The sequence below is a fragment of the uncultured Pontibacter sp. genome, from assembly GCF_947502515.1.
Classification (GTDB): Bacteria; Bacteroidota; Bacteroidia; order Cytophagales; family Hymenobacteraceae; genus Pontibacter.
This window is the reverse complement of sequence record NZ_CANNAI010000006.1, coordinates 126710-146126: the sequence shown is the minus strand read 5'-3', so window position 1 is coordinate 146126 and position 19417 is coordinate 126710. Positions and strand designations below refer to the sequence as shown.

Here is a 19417-nt window from a genome sequence, read left to right as displayed (position 1 = left end):
CTCTTGCCTGATTTCATACTTAAGGGTTAAATTGCGTATATTGCTCTACTAAGCCGCTCAAGCTACGCACTTTATCTGCGCTTGTGCTCTTTGATGCCTGTTTGATCTGTGTGTATGCGTGTCTTTACCCTGACCCTGTTTCTAAGTCTTGCCTTTGTTCGTTTTGCTTTTGGGCAAACAACCGAACAAGGCCGTGGCTGCAGCACAGAGGCATACCTGGAGATTTTAAAACGACAGGACCCTGGCTTTGAGGAGCGGAGTTTAAGAACGCAGCAGGCCGTACAGCAGCTCATGCGCCAGCGCCCGGCCGGGCAGGCCATGCAACAGGCCACCATTACCATACCGGTGGTATTCCATGTAGTCTATAAAACCGGAAGCGAAAACATCAGCGATGCGCAGGTGCTCTCGCAACTTGCCGTCCTGAACGAGGACTTTCGTCGTCTCAATGCGGACACTACCAATACACCCGATTACTTCCGGCCTTTTGCCGCTGACACCCGCATCGAATTTTGCCTGGCCATAGTAGACCCGAATGGTAATCCGACATCAGGCATCACCCGTACCCAAACTACCAAAGAGAGCTTCAGCTATTTTTCGGATCAGATTAAGTCCACGGCTAATGGCGGCCTCGATGCCTGGGATACAAAACAGTATCTGAACATCTGGATAGGTAATCTGGGCACCAGCAGCATCGGATACGCTTCCTCACCCAGCGCCTTACCCGACCGTGATGGAGTGGTGCTGCACTATCGTACAGTGGGAGCGACTCCATTCAACAACAGCCTGTGGGCCTATAACCGGGGACGCACCGCTACGCACGAAGTAGGACATTGGCTGGGCCTGAAGCACATCTGGGGGAATGGGATGACCTGCAACGACTCCGATGACATTGACGACACGCCCAACCAGTTCACACAGACTGATGGCTGCCCTGACGGGATAGAAGTATCCTGTAACAATGGCCCTTATGGCAACATGTGGCAAAACTACATGGATTACTCCGACGATGCCTGTATGAGCCTTTTCACCAAAGGCCAGAGCGCTTACATGCAAGGTATACTGCAGTCAGCTCGTGGATATATGTTTGAGTCTACGGCCTGCACCGGTGAGTTGCGCTCCCGCTTCAGCACCGCTCAGCCTCAGGATACCCTGCTGGCTCCCGGCGATCAGGTTCAGTTCCTGGGTTCTTTTGCTGGCTTTAAACCCACGCAATGGCAATGGGAATTCGAGGGTGGCACACCGGCCACTTCCACAGCCCAGAACCCCACTGTCAGGTATAACCGGCCGGGCAGGTACCGCGTCACCCTCACCACCTCCAACGGAAACTCAAGTCATACCCTCACCAAAGAAGACTACATCTACGTGACGTCTGACGAAGTGAAGGTATATCCCAATCCGGCGAAAGGCTTTATCATATTGGAGCAGGCAGCCCGTCAGCAAATTCAGGAGGTCGAGCTAATAAACCGCCACGGGCAGGTACTATTGCGCGAACAGGTAGCAGAGAGAGTGATCAGACTGGATGTGCAACACCTGCCGGCCGGTATGTACCTGCTTCGCACAACCAGCACCAACGGCATCGCGGTTACCAAAGTGAGTATTGTAAAGTAACGGTGGCTATACCTTAGTATCCTTCGCCTTGTAGGGTGACTACTACTGTGCGTTTAGAGGCATGGTTGCGATGCTCGCACAGGTATACGCCTTGCCAGGTTCCCATATTAAACTCCCCATCCGAAATCGGCACTGTAACAGAACTACCCAGTAAGGCAGCCTTCAGGTGCGCAGGCATATCGTCAGGGCCTTCCATGGTGTGACGGTAATAGGGAGCATTCTCAGGCACCATGTGATTGAAGTGGCTTTCAAAATCCTGCCGCACGGTGGGGTCCGCATCTTCGTTGATGCAAAGGCTGGCAGAGGTATGCTTGATGAAAATATGCGCCAGCCCCACTCTGTAGTTCTCCAACTCAGGCACTTGTGCTGTCAGCAGGTCGGTGATCAAGTGAAAACCTCGTTTTACGGCAGGTAAGCGTATCTCTTTCTGAAACCACATGTCTTTTTTGAGTTGTAAATGAGTGATTGGCTTTGATTTAGTGAATGAGTGATTTTTGGTTGAGCGATTGAACAGTGTTTTTTTGTGTGACCTTCTGAATGATTCGATTGTTATGATTCATACGGAAATGCACTACTTGAGTAAACTTATTTAAAATCTCGGCGCTTCTTCAATCGCCGCCCTTCTGATTAAAAATTCACTCCTTCACTCCAACACTCATTCAAAAATCAGATTACTCGCTCAATCAATTACCCGCTCAAAGGCACCCATATCGGGCTTGCCGGAGCTGCGATTTGCACCTTTGAGGTCCTTGCTTATACCTGGCAGGGGCAGGGCAGCACCGCTGGCAGGGGAGAGCGTATCGAGCCTGAAGTCCTGTTTGCGGACATCTTTGAACTTAGGATCAATGTTGAGCAGGTTTCCGTTAATGTTGAGTGTGTTTTTATAAGCCTCCGTGCGAAGTATGTTGTGCGCTACCTCAGCGGATATATCACCTTCCAGCAGCACCTCGTTTGCGTAGCTGGAGCCGTCGCTATACACGATACTGTTGACCAGACGCAGCTGCGTGGGCTGGTTCCGGATCTCGGTGCCAGGTATAAAGTCCGCAACTACAAAGGCAGGGGTTTCGCGCTGCAGCTGGTTCTGGTAGTTGACAATGGTAGAGTACAGTATTTCGTAGTTGCCTCCACCTAAGCCTCCAAAACTGTATTGCCCGCAGTTCTGAATCAGGGTGTTCACTACTTTTACATCCGATGTGAAAGCCACGATGCCGTCGAGGAAGGCATATTGTATCGCACATCCCTCTACCAGGGTGCCGCCTTTCCCAGGATTGCCGATCCGGAGGCCGCGTATCGTGTTGCGAATGTCTGCATAGCGGATGGTGTTGTTCTGGCTGCCTATAAGGATGCGTATACCTTCCCACTGACCCGGCGCACTGACATAGGCTGGTTCGCGTCGTATACCTGAAAATGTAACCCGCTCCTCCGGCGTGCCCTCGACCTGCAGCGTACCGTTGATCAGCAACACAGCTTTGTTTGTGGCAAAAATGCGGGCCCCTTTCTCAATGGTCAGTGTCGCTCCTTCGCGCAAAAGCACCGTGTCGAGCAGCACGTGCGGTTTGCCTGCTGCCCAGATGGTATTTCCGATTACCCCCTTCTGATGAAACACCGCATCCTGCCCATAGGCTACCAGCTTCACATTTTGCTGGTTCCCGTTTGTGTGAAACAAGATAGAGTCAGCTACCAGGAAAGGCTGGTTCTGATCAGCCGGATTGATGTTCACCCGCACCAGCACATAGAGGCTGTCCTGTCCGCGCAACTCGAGGTTGTTTGCAATCGGGGTTTCCTGTCCGTTGATGATCAGTTTATAAGGAGAGGTATTAGCGTCCCCCAGACTGATGCTGCTGATGCGCACGGCATTCTTTTGAGGGTTGTATACCTTGAGGCGCCGGGTGACGCTGCCTTGCGTTACAAACACGGTATCAAACAGCACCGTATCTGCCGAAAAGCGCAGCATCGCATCCGGGTCGTTGGTCACGACCTCCTCTTTCGGCTCGCAACCTACCATTGAGAGCAGGAACAAGAGGGGCAATATGGCGAGGAGGTATCTCAAATGGATATTGGAGGTTAAATTACTGTAAGGCTAAATGGTTAATTGTTGTTGTTATACCTGAAGTTCAAATTCCTCATTATTGCAATAGGCATAACCTTAATCCACTTTTTGTTTTGCTTTGTTTTGGTGCTATCACATCAACTGACTTCTAAACGGTCAATTCGCCAATAAATATACTCGTTAATGACACGTTCATCACTAGTCCAGTTGCCTAGGTTAAGTTGAAAATCCCCGAAACACCCTATTACAGGATTTAGCTTCTCAATTTGCCCATACCCGATATAGCCCGGGCCATCTTCCAACTTTTCTAATTTCTTTTCCTTAAAGGGATTCAAGCTAAAAGTTTTTTCCCAATTGAAACGCTGGCCCAATTGACTAACCTTTAAATTTCTCTTTTCGCCTGGTTCAAATGTATTCCCCCAAAACATTGCATCATACACATTACTTGATTCAGTCTTAAACCGAACCATACCTTCATATTCATCAAGGTAATTCACATGAATAATTTCTACATGTAATGCATCGATGCTCTCTTTCACCTCTTATATATTTTTTTAAATGGCAGGTCATCACAGAAACCGTTCATCTAAACCTAGTTGCTGAAGCATTCACCAAGTTAAAACAAAAAAAGGAATGCAGCGCAGCTTTCGGCTGCACCACATTCCTAAATATATTTTACACTGACAGATTACTCCGCAGTGGCACCTTCTTTCAGACGCTCGGAGTTTTCTGCTATACGCAGCTCTTCCACGAAATCTTCAATACCGCCATCCATTACGCTAGGCAGGTTGTATACGGTATAACCGATACGGTGATCTGTTACACGGCCCTGCGGGTAATTGTAAGTACGAATCTTGTCGGAGCGATCGCCGCTGCCTACCATGCTCTTGCGCTGAGCACCTTCGGCTTCCAGCTTTTTGGCCAGTTCCTGCTCGTAGATACGGGAACGCAATACAGCAAGCGCTTTATCAAAGTTCTTCAGCTGCGACTTCTGGTCCTGGCACTGGGCCACCAAACCAGTAGGTAAGTGCGTCAGACGAACGGCTGAGTAAGTTGTGTTCACTGACTGACCACCCGGGCCTGAAGAACAGAACAGGTCCTTACGGATGTCGTTCATGTCGAGCTCGATGTCAAATTCCTCTACCTCTGGCAGCACTACTACCGAGGCAACCGAGGTATGGATACGGCCCTGCGTTTCAGTGGCAGGCACACGCTGCACACGGTGCACGCCCGACTCAAATTTGAGCTTGCCGTATACGTCCTCACCGGACATGCCCACGATAATTTCTTTGTAACCGCCCGATGTGCCTTCAGTGGCATCGATTAGTTCGGTGCGCCAGCCCATCTTCTCAGCGAAGCGGGTATACATGCGGTACAGGTCCCCAGCGAAGATAGAAGCCTCATCGCCACCGGCACCAGCACGGATCTCCATAATGATGTCCTTGCTGTCGTTCGGGTCTTTCGGGATAAGCAGTTCTTTCAGCAACTCTTCCATTTGTTCACGCTGTGGAATCAGTTCATCCAATTCCTCCTTGGCCATTTCACGGAACTCCTCGTCTTTCTCCGTCGCAATCACCTGCTTGGCGCTGTCGATGTTGCTCAGGATGTTGAGGTACTTCTTATACTCTACTACTATCTTGTCAAGGTCTTTATACTCTTTATTCAGCGCTTTGAATTTCTTCATATCGCTGGCCACATCAGGCTGGATAAGCAGCTGGCTTACCTCCTCAAACCGGTGATTAATGGCTTCTAATTTATCTAACATCGTTCTGTTATGGTTTTATAGCTGCAAAGATACTAAATTGGCGTTGAAGTAATAAAACATAAGTATCAAGCAATGGGTTTATCTCTAGCTTATCTTAATACAAATTTGCTCTGAAAGATGTTCAACAGCCGCTCTTTGTCTGCCATCATAACCCTAAGTATAGTCCTGTTAGTTTCAAGCTGCGATGTGAAAGTAAAACCCATAGAAGGGGGAAAGGAAATCGCACAGGAACTGGAGCGTCACAAAATCAAGCGCCTCACCCAGCAGGACATCCTCAATGCCGCCCTGAAACATGGCGATTCTATTGTGGTAGTGGCTCAGCGCCTGCACGTCCAACGCATGACCGAACACCTTGCGCAGGGCGGAGTGGAGGCGGCCATACCTTATTGCCAACCTGAGAACTACGAGGAAGTAGAAGCGCTGCAGCACAAGTTTGGCGCCATTTCGCGCCGCTTCAGCGAGCAACCACGCAACCCCCAAAACCAAGCCAAAGGAGCCACAGCCCAGGTGCTGGCCAGGTATAGCAGTAGGCAGGAGCGTGCGTCAAAGGTTGAGGCCCTGACCAATGAAGCGATTCGCTATACCTCCCCGATCTACCTGCGCGACGAGAGCTGCCTCAGCTGCCATGGCACGGTGGGACAGGATATCAGCGAATCCGACTACGCTCTGATCGAAGAAAAATACCCACAGGACCAAGCCATTGGCTACAGGAGAGGTGATCTAATGGGCATGTGGGAGCTTACATTCGATAAAATGGACCTAGTGGCCTACCTTAACGACCAACCCAAGAAAAGCCGCCGTCCCCGCTAAACAATCCTCCTGGGTTGCTGTTTTAGCCCGGACGACCGTGTAATGGTGACAAACATCACTGCATCTTTGGTCTGAAACATTTAACTTTGCACCTAGTATGATTAGGCAATACCTGATCTGATGTTTAATCTTATAAAAAGAATAACATGGCTGTAATAGTAGCAACCGATAACGATTTCAATAACGTACTCAACTCAAACCAAAACGTGGTAGTGAAATACTACGCGGACTGGTGCGGCAGCTGCCGTTTGTTTTCGCCTAAGTTCAAGCGCATGTCTGACGAAGAAGTTTTTGCCAACGTGGCCTTCGTGGACGTTAACGCTGAAACAAGCCCTGAGGCCCGCAAACTCGCTGGTGTGACCAACCTCCCTTTCTTTGCCGTTTTCAAGAGTGGCAAACTGGTTGACACAGTGGCTGCCAGCAAAGAAGAAGCTGTACGTGATCTGATCAACAAACTGACTGTTTAAGAAATGAAGATACCCGCAATCAAGAAACTGGTAGAAACTGAGTCGCTGGAAAACCTGACGGCTGCCGAAGAGGCCCTGATGGAGGAGCAGCCGCTTGCCATTGAAGTAGAAGGAGATGACGAAGGCGAACAGCTGACACACGTGATAGCTGCTGCCTGGATCCTGAACTACATGAACGACAATGGCGTCGATTTCAAGACGGCTCTGCGTGAGTACACGAAAAAGGTGCGCGTTTCTATCAGCTAAGCTTATAACTGATAATCTCTAAAAGCATCAGGCCCCGAAGCGCATTGTTTCGGGGCCTGATGCTTTTTTTTGTAGTATGCTTTCAGTTTACATGCTATTCTTTGCAAAATATGATTCTGCCAGTTTTCCTCCCAGGTCCGTACAAATGCCACGCACATAGTACAGGTAGATGCTGCGGAACACTTCTGCCAAATCATACTTTTCAGGCGGAAATGATACTGGGTTGATCATCATGAAGAATTGCTCCAGAATGATCTTTGTAACCAATTGCAGGTTAATGTCTTTGCGGAAGTACCCCTGCAGTATGCCTCTGTTCAGAATCTCAGCATTTATATGCTGGTTATTCTCGATCACATTCTGCATGCTCAACTGCCAGGCTTCCGAGTATCTTTGCAGATCTGCGATATAAATGGGGTTTACCTGCTTGATAGACCTGATACCATCCTGCAGGAGCAGCATAATTTCCTCTACAGGGTTCGTAGCCTTGGAGAGCATTTCCATCTGCCTCCTGTTTTCTACTTCCATATCGTACAGGATCACCTGCTTCACCATATTCTCGCGGCCCGAGAAAAGCTCCTGAAAAGTTGACTGACGGATGTCAAGTTTCCTGATCAGATCTGCATCTGAGTTTGCCTCTATACCTTCCTGCTTAAAGATCTGCAAGAGTTCACCTAATATGGTTTCTAAAAAAGTCATGGAGTAGGGTAAGTCATCAAGCTTGTGCATGGAATAGGTATGTACTCAATACGCAGTTAGATGCTTGATGTATATATTAACTTGTATTTTAAAGCTTGCAAATGTAACATAATGCAAGGCGCCTTACAAGCTATTCCCTAATCTGTTACGGGTAGGCCTATAGCAAGGTCCAGATACTGATGAAGAACACCGCCTGTACCAAGTAAACGTAAGGCGCCAGTCGGTTATGCTTGTAGATAGGGGCTTTTTGAAAATAAACCTGAAACAGGAAAGACAACCCCAGCCACCCTGTGTAATTAGACCATGGAATATGCCCTCCATGCCAGTCCCAGAAGTCAAAAGCCACAGCCACCGGCTCCAGAAAGAAGTCGAGCCCAACCATAAGCAGTGCAGCCAGCGCAGCTCTGGCAAGCCAATGCAGCTGCACCGTATTCACCAAATGCCCCGAAGTGTAAACGAGCATCAGCCAATTAAGCCCGATCAATAGCGGCACGTCCAGCACTTTTATACCTAAAGACTCCCCATAAGCATAGTCCCCAAACAGTAAGCCAGTGTGTATACCTAACACCTCTGCAAAGAAACCAGCTGCCATGATTGTAACCGCAAAGAGTATAAAGGCTACATTCCAGCGCCTATGAAAGGAAAAAAGCAGGAAGTTAGTCAGGAGCAGGTTCATGGGCGTGAGCCGCTGAAACTTTTCGGGTTCGCCACTAAACATCAGCCCCCAGAAGCCTACTGCATGAAAAATAGCCAACACACCTAAAGCTATGCCAAAAGCATAGGGTTTAAGCCGTTCTTGCAAAGGTATAGCCGGTTGGTATGTTTTAGTGGTATCAGGCATGCTGTTTAGATTTGTTAGCAGGTGTTACGACAGGCAAAAGATCTCCTACTATACGGGCAGAAAGCAGGCAGAGTGGTATGCCTCCCCCAGGATGCACACTGCCCCCGCAAAAGTAAAGCCCCGTGAGTTTAGAGCTGAAGTTCGGGTGCCGCAGAAATGCCGCCATGCGGTTGTTGGAGCTGCTGCCGTAGAGCGCCCCTGCATACGACGAAGTCTGCTGCTCGATCAGCAGCGGGTCCAGCACTTGTTCGCAGGCAATCACCTGTTGCAGATCTGTCTGTAACATGCGGCTCAGCTTATCAGTCACGGCCTGGCGGGTAGTGCTGATGAGCTGCTCCCAGTCCTGCCCTTGGTGGTGCGGCACGTTCACCATCACAAACCAGTTCTCAGAACCTGCCGGGGCATCACTCTTTTCCATTTTGGAGGTGATGTTCACATACACGGTCGGGTCCGGGCTGATGGACTTGAGCCGGAAAATATGCTCAAACTCTTGCTTATAGCCCTGACTGAAAAAGATGTTGTGCAGGTGCAGCTCCGGAAACTCACGAGCTATACCCCAGTAGTAGATCAATGCAGAGCTGGAGCGCGGCTGCTGTAGCGTTTGCTCGGGAGCAGGCTGGTCGGGCAGCAAGCGGCGGTAAGTCGGCACCACATCCATATTGCTCACCACTACCTCGGCGCTATACCTGCCCGAGCTGGTTTCTATACCTGTTGCTTTGCCATTTTGGGTGATTATCCGCTCCACCCGCTCGTTATACCTGAAGGCTACACCCAGCTCCTCAGCCAACTTTACCAGACTAGCGGCAATGCTATAAATGCCTCCTTTCGGGTAAAAAGCGCCTATGTTGTGCTCCAGATGCGGAATCAGGTTGAGCGTACCCGGCGCCTGGTAAGGGTCTGAACCGTTATAGGTGGCAAAGCGGTCAAGCAGCTGCACAAAACGAGGGTCATCAAATAGTCTGGCATTGGCGTCGTGCATAGTTGTCGTCAGCCCCAGGTCAGACAGGCAACCCAGCGCCTTGAGCAAATCGGCGCTCAGATAGGTACTGGCCTTGTGAAGCGACTTGTGCAGAAAAGTATCAGCGGTCCCTTTATAAAGCCGGGCGCTTTTGGCCAGCACATCCCGTACATCCTGCGCCTTTACACCCAGTTGTTGCTCTGCCTCACTCGCAAAGGTCTCGGCATCGGCGTAGGCTCTCAGACGGCTGCCATCAGGCCAGAAGTAGTGCGTGATCGGGTCGAGGCGGGTATAGGTGAAATAATCGGTAGGGTTGCGACCAGCCAAAGTAAAGAGTTCGTCGACCAGGTGCGGCAGCGTGAACAGCGAAGGCCCTGCATCAAAGCGATAGCCCTGCAGGTCGAACTGGTGCATTTTGCCCCCAAATGAAGCGTTGGCCTCAAATACCGTCACATCATAGCCTTTCACCGCCAGTCTGATAGCCGTGGCGATGCCCCCTATACCTGAACCGATGATGGCCGCTTTTGTCATACTCTAATTTAAGGAGATTATTTCTTCTCTGCACTTAACTGAAAGGGTATAGCAAAGGTTTTAATGATTTGACTCTTTACTATAGGGCTGATCCCGTTGTGGACCTATACCTCCGGCGCTTGTCTATACCTGAGGCTTCAGCCAAGCTCTACTTGTCTGAATAGCCTTCTGTAAACCGGCCTGCGCATGCCAAAGCCAGCCAGCATGAGCGGGTACAGCAGCAAGTCGAGGGCTTTATACCCTGAGCTATAGTCAATGATATCGTGTATCATGGCGCCGCTGCCCAGCTCTGTAACCAAATGCTTGTGTCGCCAGCTGCGGAGGGGCGGGGGCATTTCCTGGCCTTCGTCCACAAACCAGGCAGCTGTATCCGTTATCTCCCGCTCCGTGATCAGGCTGGTCCAGCGGAAGGCTTTTATCCCTGTCTGTAGCTCTACCTCCACCACGTCACCAGGAGCACTGCCATCAAACCGCAACAGCTTCAGCCGCGGGTAGGGTGGAGCCAACTCCCGGAACAGCTGCTCGTCAAAAGCATTAAAAACGCTCATAAAGTCTTGCTGTACTATCGTCTTCAGGTGGAGGCGCATTTTTTAAATGGTTGATGGTTAAATTGTTCGTTCTCTGGCTAAACTTTCTTTTTAGGGCAGGGTTATTTCATTCTCCAAAAACTATCCTCATGAGGGAGGGTCGTTTCATTCTAAAAAAGCATACTTTAAAATCATTGTCATTCAGAAAGAAACCTGGGCGGAGGGATGATAAGCCTTTAGTAAATTCGACCAAGATTCTTCCAGAATGACAGAAAGGATAAATTGCAACGCCCCTAGGTGGTACGAGCATATCTTTCACTCAAACCCAGTTTTACCCCAAAGGTTTATACCTGTTCTAAAACAAAAGCCGCAACACGGATCATGCTGCGGCTTTGGCAAAATCATTCGCTATCGAACCAACAATTTAACCTTCAACAATTTAACAATCAATTGTTTAACTCAATAGGTTGTCAATATCTTCTTTTGTCAGGCTCTTGATGATGTTTTCATCCGTGCTGATCAGATCGGTTACAAGTTGAATCTTGCGGTTCTGCAGGGCCAGGATCTTTTCCTCCACAGTGTCTTTGGTGATGAACTTGTAAGTAAACACCTTGTTCTGCTGCCCGATACGATGGGCACGGTCCACAGCTTGCGCCTCAACGGCCGGGTTCCACCACGGGTCTAGGATAAACACATAGTCAGCGGCGGTCAGGTTAAGGCCCACACCACCGGCTTTCAGCGAGATCAGGAACACCTGTATGCTTGGGTCATTCTGGAAAAGCTCTACCTGTTGCTGGCGGTTTTTGGTGTTGCCATCCAGGTATGCGTAGGTGATCTCCTTTTCATTCAGCACCTGCCGTATGATTTCCAGATGTTTCACGAACTGACTAAAGATAAGCACTTTGTGCCCCTTGGCCACTATATTCTTGGTCATGCGCATCACCTCTTTCAGCTTACCCGACTCGCCTTCATAGCTTGGATCGGTCATGGAAGGGTGATTGGCAATCTGGCGGAGCTTCATCAGACCCTGCAAGAGCATAAACTGGGTATTGCCCGGCCCGTTTTCCTCCAGGTTCGTCAGGATCTTGTTGCGGTAATACGACTTTGTTTCTTCGTAGGCATGCTCCTGCTCTTCTGTCATTTTGCAGAAAGTGGTGTGCTCAATCTTAGGCGGTAGCTCGCGAGCCACCTGCGATTTGTGCCTGCGCAGAATAAAAGGCTTGATCAGCGCATGCAATCGGCGTGTCTTGTGCTCGTCCTTCTCCTTCTCGATCGGCTTCAGGAACTCATTTCGGAAGAAGTGCTGATTGCCCAGCAAACCCGGATTGATGAACGACATTTGCGACCACAGGTCCATGGTGCTGTTCTCAACCGGCGTACCTGTCAGGATCAGGCGGTGACGCGATTTGAGTGATCGTACTGCTTTGGAAGTATTGGAGTCAGGGTTTTTAATAGCCTGTGACTCGTCCAGTATGATGTAGTCGAAGTAATAGGTCTTGAGCAGTTCCGTATCGAGGCGCACTATGCCGTAGGAGGTCAATATCAGGTCATAGTCCTTGAACTGCTCCACGTTTTTGTCACGGTAAGTGCCCGTGTAAGTCAGGATGCGCAATTCCGGGGTAAACTTTTGCGCCTCGTTCAGCCAGTTGTAGATCAGTGAAGTTGGCATCACCAGCAGGGAGGCCGATTCGGCGCCGTTCTCTTTGCGGTGCTGCAGCATAGCCAGGGTCTGCACGGTCTTACCCAAGCCCATGTCATCAGCCAGGCAGCCACCAAACTTGTAGTCCTTTACAAAGTGCAGCCAGTTGTATCCTGCCTTCTGATAAGGACGCAGCTCGCCCTGGAAGCCAGCTGGCAAAGGCTTGTCTTCTATTTCGTCAAACTCACGCAGCTTCTCCAACTTGCGCGTCATTGTTACCTGCGCCAGGTTACCGTTCTGTAGGTCGTTCACCAGTGCCATGTGGTGCTTGCGCAGCGTAAGCTGGTGCTCGCCCTCCGAAAAGGCAAACAGCTCAATATACTGCGTAAACCACTCTTCAGGTATAATGGCCACCTGCCCGTTTGGCAACAGGTACTCGTTGTTGCGGGTCAGGATATGGTTTTTGAGCTTGATAAAAGGAATTTCGAATTCGCCGAAACGCACCGTTCCATAAATGTCGAACCAGTCGTTGTTTTCGGTTATACCTACATTTACAGAGATCTCACCTATAAAATAGTTTTTACCGCTTTTCTCAGACTGCTCCACCGTAAACCCTAGTTCCTCCAGCGCCTGCAGGTTGTTGTTGAGCCATGAGAAAGCAGCGCCTTTATCCAGCACAGCCTGCCCATTCTTCACTTCCAGCTCACGATTGGCAAGCTCTTTTACGTACTGCTTTTCGTGCACTGCATCACGTATCAGCTTATGGAAAATGTAGGAATCCTCCGTCTTTTCCATGCTCACACTGATGCGCTTGGCATCCTGGGCCTCTACCATGTGGTCGCCATACCTGAACGACAGGTTAAACAGTATCTTGTCGGCAGCGGCAGCCTTATCCACTTTGCTCGCCTCACTGCCTCCGTTGCTCAGCAGCGCAGACACCTCAGCCGACTTGATCTCAGAGAAGTTCAGATGAGGCTTAGGCCGAAACTCCTGCGGTTTGATCTCAAAGCCGTTTGGTTTCACGTCAAAGGACTCCACCAGGGAGGTTACGAACTTACGGTAGTAATTCTCCTCTACCGATCGCGGAATCAGAATAAACTTCTTATTCAGGAAAGGCTGTAGCTTTTTGCCATCAATACCATTCTCAAAACTATAAACCACCCCATCCAGCATCAGCCACGCAGGCTCGTAGCAGATCAGGGCAGCATTGCGGTACTGGAAGTTCAGCTTTTCGCCTTTGTATTTGATGGTAGGGTAGTAGTGGGTATTGTCTTCGTTTCGGTGTAAGTGAAAGCGCACAGTCGCCTTGTCAGCCGCCACCTGAATCTCTTTCCAGGCAGGGTCACCGTCTTTACCCATAATGAATGTGCGCCGGTCCTCAAGCATTGCCAGAATTTTGCCCATGCGCACCTGTATGTAATGGCTGATCGCCTCCTGCATGTTTTTATCGCCCTTTTCTGGGTCGTATACCTTCAGGAAGAAATCAGCAGGGGATAGCTTCTTGGGAGAGAACTTTTTCAGTACAGCGTCCTGCTGGATCTGATCGATCAAAGCAATTAGCTTGAAATCTTTGTCATCGAGACGGGAAGCAAATTCATCGGCGTTTTTGGCAGAAATATTCTGGTGCTGTAAAGTCAGCTGCCCCTTGGTATTGATCTGCACCACAAAAGATTCGAACAGGTATCCCAGGTATTCGTGTTCAAACAACGAATAGATTACCTGAAACGGCTGTGTGGTGTATACTTTCATACAAGTACAATTTTAGGACTTCAAATTTACTCCCAAAACTCCTGATTTCCTACCTTGCACTCTTGAAATTACCGCCGCAAATCAAACTATTTTTATATTTTCAGTATATAATTACACGCAATAACACATTAAAGACTTTTAATCTCAATATATAGCGTTAATCATATATTAGATAGCGCTTTAAAACTCCTCGTCAAATTTAAGCTCGCTTCTGATCACCTCCGATTTATCTGCTCTTACCATGCTGATCGCATCATCCTGAGCCAGGAAAACATTCTCCTCCGTCCACTCCCAGGCAGCATTCATAGGCAGATTCACACCGCCTGCGCTGAACCACACTTTGATCGTATCGCCTTGGCTAGATAGGTATATATAATTGAAAGATTGCTGGCTTGAAGCAGTAAAAGGTATACGGGGGCAGGAAGCCAACTGTGCCAGCACTTCCTGGTCGTTCCGGAACCAGTGCTGCAGAAAGCCCAGGTGCTCGTTGGAGCACTGGTAACCCAACTTCAATGCAGAGAGGGCCTTGCATTTCAGGTTGCTGAATTCCGGGTCCACTTTGCCATCCCAGTCACACTCACTGCCGATAAAGGTGGCAACATAGCCTAACGCTGCCCGCTCGGCATCAGTCAGCTCCTCGGCCAGCTTCTGATCAATAGTGATGCTGCTAATAGAGTCCTGCAGGCTGGTATCGTATACCTTCTCACGCCACAAAAAAGGGACTTTGCTTCGAGTTACGGTATGGACTTCTGTTTCGGCCGGCGCTATACCTGCTGCAGTTTCTTCTGTCGAGGTATCGGTTTCGACTGAAGAGCAGCCAAACAGAAGGACTAAAGAAAACAGTGGAAGAGCTCTCAAGACAAGTAGCGTGAAGCGTGAAAAAGGGCGGAGGCTATACCTTACAGATTGTCCCGCACGGACATGGCTGCAGCTTTGCGAGCCGGACGTATAGACACCAGCATGGTGATGATTATGATGGCGGCACCCGTCAGCACAAAGTCCATCAATTTAAGCTTAACAGGGTAGGAGTCAACCACCGAAGTGGCCATACCCATCGAAACAATGCCGAAGGTCTGCTGCAGGTTGGCAATCAGCATCCCCAGCGACAGGCCATAGGACGCCCCGATAAAAGCCACCAAAGCGCCTTCAATCAAAAATATGTTGCGGATCTGCTCTTTAGTGGCGCCCATAGAAGCAAGCACTGCGATATCCTTTTTCTTATCGATGACAAGCATGGAGAGGGAGAAGAAGATATTAAGCGAGGCTATAAGCAGAATAAAGGCAAAGGTGATGAATACGAAAAGCTTTTCGACCTTTACAGCACGCAGCAGGCTGGTGTGCTGTTCATCACTATTCTGTACCAGGAAGCTCTCGCCCAGTACTTTCTGCAAAGAGCGTTTCACTGTTTCGATACGGTAGCCATCCTCTACCTTGATCTCAATGGCGGTTCGCCGCCGACCATACTCCATTAACTCCTCCGCAAACTGTATAGGCACAAACACATAGGCGTCATCATACTGCCGTTCGATGGCAAACACGCCTCCCGGAGTTATTTGTAGTGATTTAAAGGCCCCTTCGGGATTGAGTGGGTTAAATTTTGTATTGCGCGGATACAGGAACTGCATGTACGTGAACTGACTGCTCGTCCTGATGGAGAGCTGATACTGAACGCCCCGGCCTACCAGCGCGTAGTAGTTGTCGTTGGCATATAGGTTGTAGTCACCCTCCACTACCGAAGAGCCGATGCGGTTCTGCTCAAAGAAATTTTCACTCACGCCCTTGACCTTCACCACCATCTGGCGGTCATTGTAGCGCAGCAGCGCATTGTCCTCTATCACCTCAGTCACTAGCGCTACACCAGGGGTGCGGCGTATGCGGTTCATGAACTCGGTATCCGTTTCGAATGACTTGCCCTCTGCCGCCGATATTTTCAGGTTAGGGTCGAAGCTGGTGTAGATCGTGCGAATAAGGTCTTCGAGGCCATTGAACACCGACAGCACAATAATAAGGGCCGCCGTACCCACCGCCACCCCGATCATGGCAATGTTGGAGATAATGCTAATGATGTTCCTCTTCTTCTTAGAGAAAAAATAACGCTTCGCTATGAGATAAGGGACGTTCATTTAGCAGGTATGGGTGCTTGGGCTAAAGGTTGATTGTTCTTACAAAAATTAATTTCATTGACTGCCAACTCTCTTCTAATCGTCTAGGCTTTAGAATGAGCTAAGGTCTGCTATACCTTGCTGATGTGAAATCAGGTCTTTGGTCTCTTCCTGTCTTTCCAGCAATTTAATCATTTTGCGGGATCAACAATTTAACAACCTACAATTAACCTCTTTAATTTATTTCCAGGCCTTCACGATTAGGCCTGTGCCTGAGGCATGCTTGCCGTTTACATCAAACCAGTTCAGCACAAGGCTTATCGGGAAAGTAATCAGGTAGTAGAATGGCAGCAGAATAAAAAAGGCTTTGGAAGTATTAAGCATCAAAAGCGGGTATTTCATAGACAGCCGCCATGAGATTTGCCCTGGTTTGCCATAGGAATAGCGTGCTTCAACTTTGCTGAAGCCTGCAGAAAAGAGCTTATCCTGAATTTCCTGAATGTTATAGCCGTCACGCACGTGCTCTTCTATAAACGACGTTTCATCATCGCCATGCACATCAGAACCGCCCTGATCAGATGGGGTGGAAATAACCAGCATACCACCTGGTACCAGTGACGCCTGAAAGTTGCGGAATACTTCCACGTCTTCCAGGATATGCTCCATCACGTCTACTGAAAGAATCAGGTCGTAAGTGTTCTCTTCACGATATTTTACCAGGTCGCCTATGCGAAACAGCACGTTCTGCCGGCCTATGGCTCTGAAAAAACGATTGCTGTCAGATATCTGCTCCTCTTTTACGTCGACAGCCAGTATACTCCATTTGCTACTCTGACTGGAGAGCCAGTAAGTATACTGTCCGAAGCCTGAGCCTGCATCCAATATGTGTTGCTCTTCGTTTTTGCGGTTGGCAGCCCACTCGCGCAATTCCTTGTGCACGTGCCAGGCACGCAGCAGGAGCAGGTCCAGCATGTTATAAAATACGCGACGCAGGAATGGGGTCTTGTTGAACACATCGCCCAGCACGCGCTTGATCGGATCGTACTGCATAAGGGTGTTGCTGATTCTTAGCGGGTATAGGTATCGTCCTCCTCGTCTTCCTCGGGAGCAGGTGGTATGTCCAGGCCGGAAAACAGCTTGTCGATCTTGGCGGCATACTCAGCAGTATCGTCCAGAAAGAATACAAGCTCAGGTATAACGCGCACTTGCTTCTTGATGCGCTGGGCTAGCAGATGACGAATGGTTTTGGTATTAACCCGCAGTTCCTGCAGGAGCATTTCATTGCCGTCTTTGGCGTTCATTACGCTCAGGTATACACGTGCCAAACCAAGGTCAGGCGACATACGCACGACGCTTACCGATATATAGGCTCCGCCGAACAAGTGTGGCACTTCCCGTTGGAATATCTCTGCCAACTCCCTCTGAATAAGGCGCGAAAACTTCTGTTGTCTTTTACTTTCCATATTGAAGATGCAAATATCATATTAATTTCGCATTTTTACCCCAATTGTGCCGTACTCATTTCGGCTCAGGCTGGTGTATAGTTCTTTCTAACTCCGTCTTCCTTTGATTAGTTACTTCCGAAGCATACTGCCTTCCCGCTTATTTTTGCTGGTCTTACTGTTCCTGGCTATCCGGTTGCCTCTTATCTTTTTGGGTATACCTGCTACCGCATCCGAGCTATTGTATATGCTGGTAGGGGAGCGTATGGCCGATGGTTTTGCCATGTACCGCGACATCTACGACACCACGGCTCCGCTTTCCGCCTTTGTGTACTGGACCATCGATGTGATAGCAGGGCGCTCATACCTGAGTTACAGGCTCACTGCGACATTTCTGCTCCTCTTTCAGGCGGTTATGCTTAACCTGACACTTAACCGGCATCAGGTATACGCAGGCAAAGGCTACATCCCTGCCTTGCTATACCTGCTCATAGGCAGCCTTACCTTTGAGTTTGACATGCTGACGCCGCTGCTAATTGGCAATACCTTTGTTATCCTTTCACTCCCTTATATTATTACCATCTCAAGAGAGGGCTTTGAAAACAACCGACTGTTTGTAGGAGGGTTCATGGTGGGTCTTGCAGCGCTGAGCTATTTACCTTTAGCGCTTTTTCTGCTGGTAGCGGCCTTTGGAGTTGTACTTTTTGCTTCCAACACCTTCCGCAGCTTTCTGCTAATGCTTTGTGGCTTTGCCTTTCCTTACGCCGTGCTGGTGACTTATTACCTTTACACTAATACTGCGTCTTATTTTGCAGAGATGCACTTGCTGCAACCCTGGCAGTTCGGCATCAACCCGCTGGTTCCGCCGGCTCACCTGGCGATGGCACTGGCGCTGCCTGCAGGGCTTTTGCTGCTTTCGCTAATCAGCACTACCTCACTGCCCCAGCGCCTGGTATTCCAAGGCAAGTTTCAGCAACTTATGACGGTATGGCTCGTGGTGAGCATAGTAGTGCTGATCACCCGCAACGAGTTATCTGTAGGCTCCTTCGTAATCATACTGCCACCTATCGCCTATTTCGGCGAGTTCCTGTTTACAAGCCGCATGAAGAAATGGATACTGAACCTGCTGTTTTTTATCCTGTTAGGTGGAGTGGTGCTCATCCGATATCGGCAGCCACTAGGTTTAGCTTCTTTTGTGAAGATCGATGACTCACAGCTACTGTTGCCGCACAACAGTGCTGGAGATGAGATCAGGGGTAGCTCGGTATTGGTGCTTGGGTATGATCTGAGCTATTACGAGCACAACAAACTGGCTACGCCATACCTGAACTGGCAACTTTCACAGCGTCACTTCGGCCGACTTGACGAGTATCAGGCCGTGTATGACCTCTTTCAGAACTTCCGCCTTGAAACTCCTGAATACATTGTAGACCAGGCCGGCCTTATGCCACAGCTAAAACACAAACTGCCGTCCGTTTTCGAAGGATATGAACCTACTCAAACAGCGGCAGTTTATAGAAAAGCTCGTTAAGCGGCTATACCTAATTTAGCAAACCGGAATTTTATCTACACGATTCTGGTGGCGGCCACCTTCAAACTCTGTCTCTAAGAACACACGTGTCATATCAGCCGCTACGTCCTGCGACACAAAGCGGGCAGGTATGCAAAGGATGTTGGCATTGTTATGCTCCCGTGATAGCTTAGCCAGCTCTGTCTGCCAGCAAAGTGCTGCTCTTATTTCCTGGTACTTGTTGGCTGTCATGGCCACACCGTTTCCACTTCCGCAGATCAGGATACCAAAGTCAGCTTCTTTGTTTACCACAGCCTTCGCCAGCGGATGCACATGATCCGGATAGTCTACCGAAGCGTCTGAACCAGGACCAAAGTCTGTCACTTCGTGCCCTGCCGTCTCCAGCTGCTCTTTCAGCAAGCTCTTGTATGTAAAGCCGGCGTGGTCGCCGCCTATTGCTATTTTATATCCCATCG

At 49.3% G+C, this 19417-nt stretch carries 19 protein-coding genes; 5 read left to right on the top strand and 14 right to left on the bottom strand.

Translation table 11 applies throughout. The features are described 5' to 3' along the window. Positions 1 to 114 precede the first annotated feature (114 nt). Positions 115 to 1608, top strand: coding sequence for a M43 family zinc metalloprotease (locus Q1A54_RS15495; RefSeq protein WP_299990055.1), 1494 nt, complete (start codon positions 115 to 117; stop codon positions 1606 to 1608). Between the two features lie 13 nt (positions 1609 to 1621). Here the strand turns inward: Q1A54_RS15495 and Q1A54_RS15490 are convergent, their stop codons facing one another. The 4 genes from Q1A54_RS15490 to prfA all read right to left on the bottom strand — a co-directional run bounded on the left by Q1A54_RS15490 (position 1622) and on the right by prfA (position 5423). Next, entirely contained in the window at positions 1622 to 2047 is a 426-nt protein-coding gene (locus tag Q1A54_RS15490; RefSeq protein WP_299990053.1) for a secondary thiamine-phosphate synthase enzyme YjbQ, read from the bottom strand. 240 nt (positions 2048 to 2287) lie between these two features. Continuing rightward, positions 2288 to 3658: a hypothetical protein gene (locus tag Q1A54_RS15485; protein WP_299990051.1), complete on the bottom strand. Its 1371-nt coding sequence runs from the start codon at positions 3656 to 3658 to the stop codon at positions 2288 to 2290. A 137-nt stretch (positions 3659 to 3795) separates the two neighbouring features. Then, the gene (locus Q1A54_RS15480; protein WP_299990049.1) at positions 3796 to 4197 is read right to left on the bottom strand and encodes a hypothetical protein; all 402 of its coding nucleotides are present in this window, start codon (positions 4195 to 4197) and stop codon (positions 3796 to 3798) included. Positions 4198 to 4346: 149 nt separating this feature from the next. Then, positions 4347 to 5423, bottom strand: coding sequence for a peptide chain release factor 1 (prfA, locus tag Q1A54_RS15475; protein ID WP_196116699.1), 1077 nt, complete (start codon positions 5421 to 5423; stop codon positions 4347 to 4349). A gap of 186 nt (positions 5424 to 5609) precedes the next feature. Between prfA and Q1A54_RS15470 the strand changes: the two genes are divergently transcribed. From Q1A54_RS15470 to Q1A54_RS15460, 3 genes are all read left to right on the top strand, one after another. Further along, positions 5610 to 6233: a DUF3365 domain-containing protein gene (locus tag Q1A54_RS15470; RefSeq protein WP_299990047.1), complete on the top strand. Its 624-nt coding sequence runs from the start codon at positions 5610 to 5612 to the stop codon at positions 6231 to 6233. A gap of 146 nt (positions 6234 to 6379) precedes the next feature. After that, positions 6380 to 6700, top strand: a complete 321-nt coding sequence (locus Q1A54_RS15465) for a thioredoxin family protein (protein WP_196116695.1) — start codon at positions 6380 to 6382, stop codon at positions 6698 to 6700. Positions 6701 to 6703: 3 nt separating this feature from the next. Next, complete coding sequence (locus Q1A54_RS15460; RefSeq protein ID WP_007659864.1) at positions 6704 to 6946, top strand: hypothetical protein; 243 nt, start codon at positions 6704 to 6706, stop codon at positions 6944 to 6946. Positions 6947 to 7033: 87 nt separating this feature from the next. Here Q1A54_RS15460 and Q1A54_RS15455 read toward each other — a convergent pair whose 3' ends face one another. From Q1A54_RS15455 to rbfA, 9 genes are all read right to left on the bottom strand, one after another. Beyond that, the gene (locus tag Q1A54_RS15455; RefSeq protein ID WP_299990044.1) at positions 7034 to 7642 is read right to left on the bottom strand and encodes a TetR/AcrR family transcriptional regulator; all 609 of its coding nucleotides are present in this window, start codon (positions 7640 to 7642) and stop codon (positions 7034 to 7036) included. Positions 7643 to 7799: 157 nt separating this feature from the next. After that, entirely contained in the window at positions 7800 to 8483 is a 684-nt protein-coding gene (locus tag Q1A54_RS15450; protein ID WP_299990042.1) for a carotenoid biosynthesis protein, read from the bottom strand. Continuing rightward, a complete protein-coding gene (gene crtD, locus Q1A54_RS15445) occupies positions 8476 to 9972 on the bottom strand; it encodes a 1-hydroxycarotenoid 3,4-desaturase CrtD (RefSeq protein ID WP_299990040.1) in 1497 nt (498 codons plus the stop codon). Before crtD ends, Q1A54_RS15450 begins: the two co-directional genes overlap by 8 nt. A 137-nt stretch (positions 9973 to 10109) precedes the next feature. Next, complete coding sequence (locus Q1A54_RS15440; RefSeq protein WP_299990038.1) at positions 10110 to 10520, bottom strand: hypothetical protein; 411 nt, start codon at positions 10518 to 10520, stop codon at positions 10110 to 10112. Between the two features lie 433 nt (positions 10521 to 10953). Beyond that, positions 10954 to 13887 (bottom strand): DEAD/DEAH box helicase, encoded by a 2934-nt coding sequence (locus Q1A54_RS15435; protein WP_299990036.1) that lies wholly within the window; start codon positions 13885 to 13887, stop codon positions 10954 to 10956. A gap of 180 nt (positions 13888 to 14067) precedes the next feature. Beyond that, the gene (locus Q1A54_RS15430; protein WP_299990034.1) at positions 14068 to 14745 is read right to left on the bottom strand and encodes a hypothetical protein; all 678 of its coding nucleotides are present in this window, start codon (positions 14743 to 14745) and stop codon (positions 14068 to 14070) included. Between the two features lie 41 nt (positions 14746 to 14786). After that, positions 14787 to 16010 carry an FtsX-like permease family protein gene (locus tag Q1A54_RS15425; protein WP_299990032.1) on the bottom strand — a complete coding sequence of 408 codons (1224 nt, stop codon included), beginning with the start codon at positions 16008 to 16010 and terminating at the stop codon, positions 14787 to 14789. 219 nt (positions 16011 to 16229) lie between these two features. Further along, positions 16230 to 17039 carry a class I SAM-dependent methyltransferase gene (locus tag Q1A54_RS15420; protein ID WP_299990030.1) on the bottom strand — a complete coding sequence of 270 codons (810 nt, stop codon included), beginning with the start codon at positions 17037 to 17039 and terminating at the stop codon, positions 16230 to 16232. Between the two features lie 17 nt (positions 17040 to 17056). Then, positions 17057 to 17452, bottom strand: a complete 396-nt coding sequence (rbfA, locus tag Q1A54_RS15415) for a 30S ribosome-binding factor RbfA (protein ID WP_007652963.1) — start codon at positions 17450 to 17452, stop codon at positions 17057 to 17059. 145 nt (positions 17453 to 17597) lie between these two features. Here rbfA and Q1A54_RS15410 point away from each other — a divergent pair, with 145 nt between their 5' ends. After that, positions 17598 to 18962: a hypothetical protein gene (locus Q1A54_RS15410; RefSeq protein ID WP_299990027.1), complete on the top strand. Its 1365-nt coding sequence runs from the start codon at positions 17598 to 17600 to the stop codon at positions 18960 to 18962. A 15-nt stretch (positions 18963 to 18977) separates the two neighbouring features. Here Q1A54_RS15410 and rpiB read toward each other — a convergent pair whose 3' ends face one another. Then, entirely contained in the window at positions 18978 to 19415 is a 438-nt protein-coding gene (gene rpiB / locus Q1A54_RS15405) for a ribose 5-phosphate isomerase B (protein WP_299990025.1), read from the bottom strand. Positions 19416 to 19417 lie beyond the last annotated feature (2 nt).

Bases quoted from the DNA above. Each gene is read 5' to 3' on its own strand.
- Q1A54_RS15495 (WP_299990055.1), top strand. From the start codon at position 115: ATGCGTGTCTTTACCCTGACCCTGTTTCTAAGTCTTGCCTTTGTTCGT.
- Q1A54_RS15490 (WP_299990053.1), bottom strand. From the start codon at position 2,047: ATGTGGTTTCAGAAAGAGATACGCTTACCTGCCGTAAAACGAGGTTTT.
- prfA (WP_196116699.1), bottom strand. From the start codon at position 5,423: ATGTTAGATAAATTAGAAGCCATTAATCACCGGTTTGAGGAGGTAAGC.
- Q1A54_RS15465 (WP_196116695.1), top strand. From the start codon at position 6,380: ATGGCTGTAATAGTAGCAACCGATAACGATTTCAATAACGTACTCAAC.
- Q1A54_RS15460 (WP_007659864.1), top strand. From the start codon at position 6,704: ATGAAGATACCCGCAATCAAGAAACTGGTAGAAACTGAGTCGCTGGAA.
- Q1A54_RS15455 (WP_299990044.1), bottom strand. From the start codon at position 7,642: ATGACTTTTTTAGAAACCATATTAGGTGAACTCTTGCAGATCTTTAAG.
- Q1A54_RS15450 (WP_299990042.1), bottom strand. From the start codon at position 8,483: ATGCCTGATACCACTAAAACATACCAACCGGCTATACCTTTGCAAGAA.
- crtD (WP_299990040.1), bottom strand. From the start codon at position 9,972: ATGACAAAAGCGGCCATCATCGGTTCAGGTATAGGGGGCATCGCCACG.
- Q1A54_RS15440 (WP_299990038.1), bottom strand. From the start codon at position 10,520: ATGAGCGTTTTTAATGCTTTTGACGAGCAGCTGTTCCGGGAGTTGGCT.
- Q1A54_RS15435 (WP_299990036.1), bottom strand. From the start codon at position 13,887: ATGAAAGTATACACCACACAGCCGTTTCAGGTAATCTATTCGTTGTTT.
- Q1A54_RS15425 (WP_299990032.1), bottom strand. From the start codon at position 16,010: ATGAACGTCCCTTATCTCATAGCGAAGCGTTATTTTTTCTCTAAGAAG.
- Q1A54_RS15420 (WP_299990030.1), bottom strand. From the start codon at position 17,039: ATGCAGTACGATCCGATCAAGCGCGTGCTGGGCGATGTGTTCAACAAG.
- rbfA (WP_007652963.1), bottom strand. From the start codon at position 17,452: ATGGAAAGTAAAAGACAACAGAAGTTTTCGCGCCTTATTCAGAGGGAG.
- rpiB (WP_299990025.1), bottom strand. From the start codon at position 19,415: ATGGGATATAAAATAGCAATAGGCGGCGACCACGCCGGCTTTACATAC.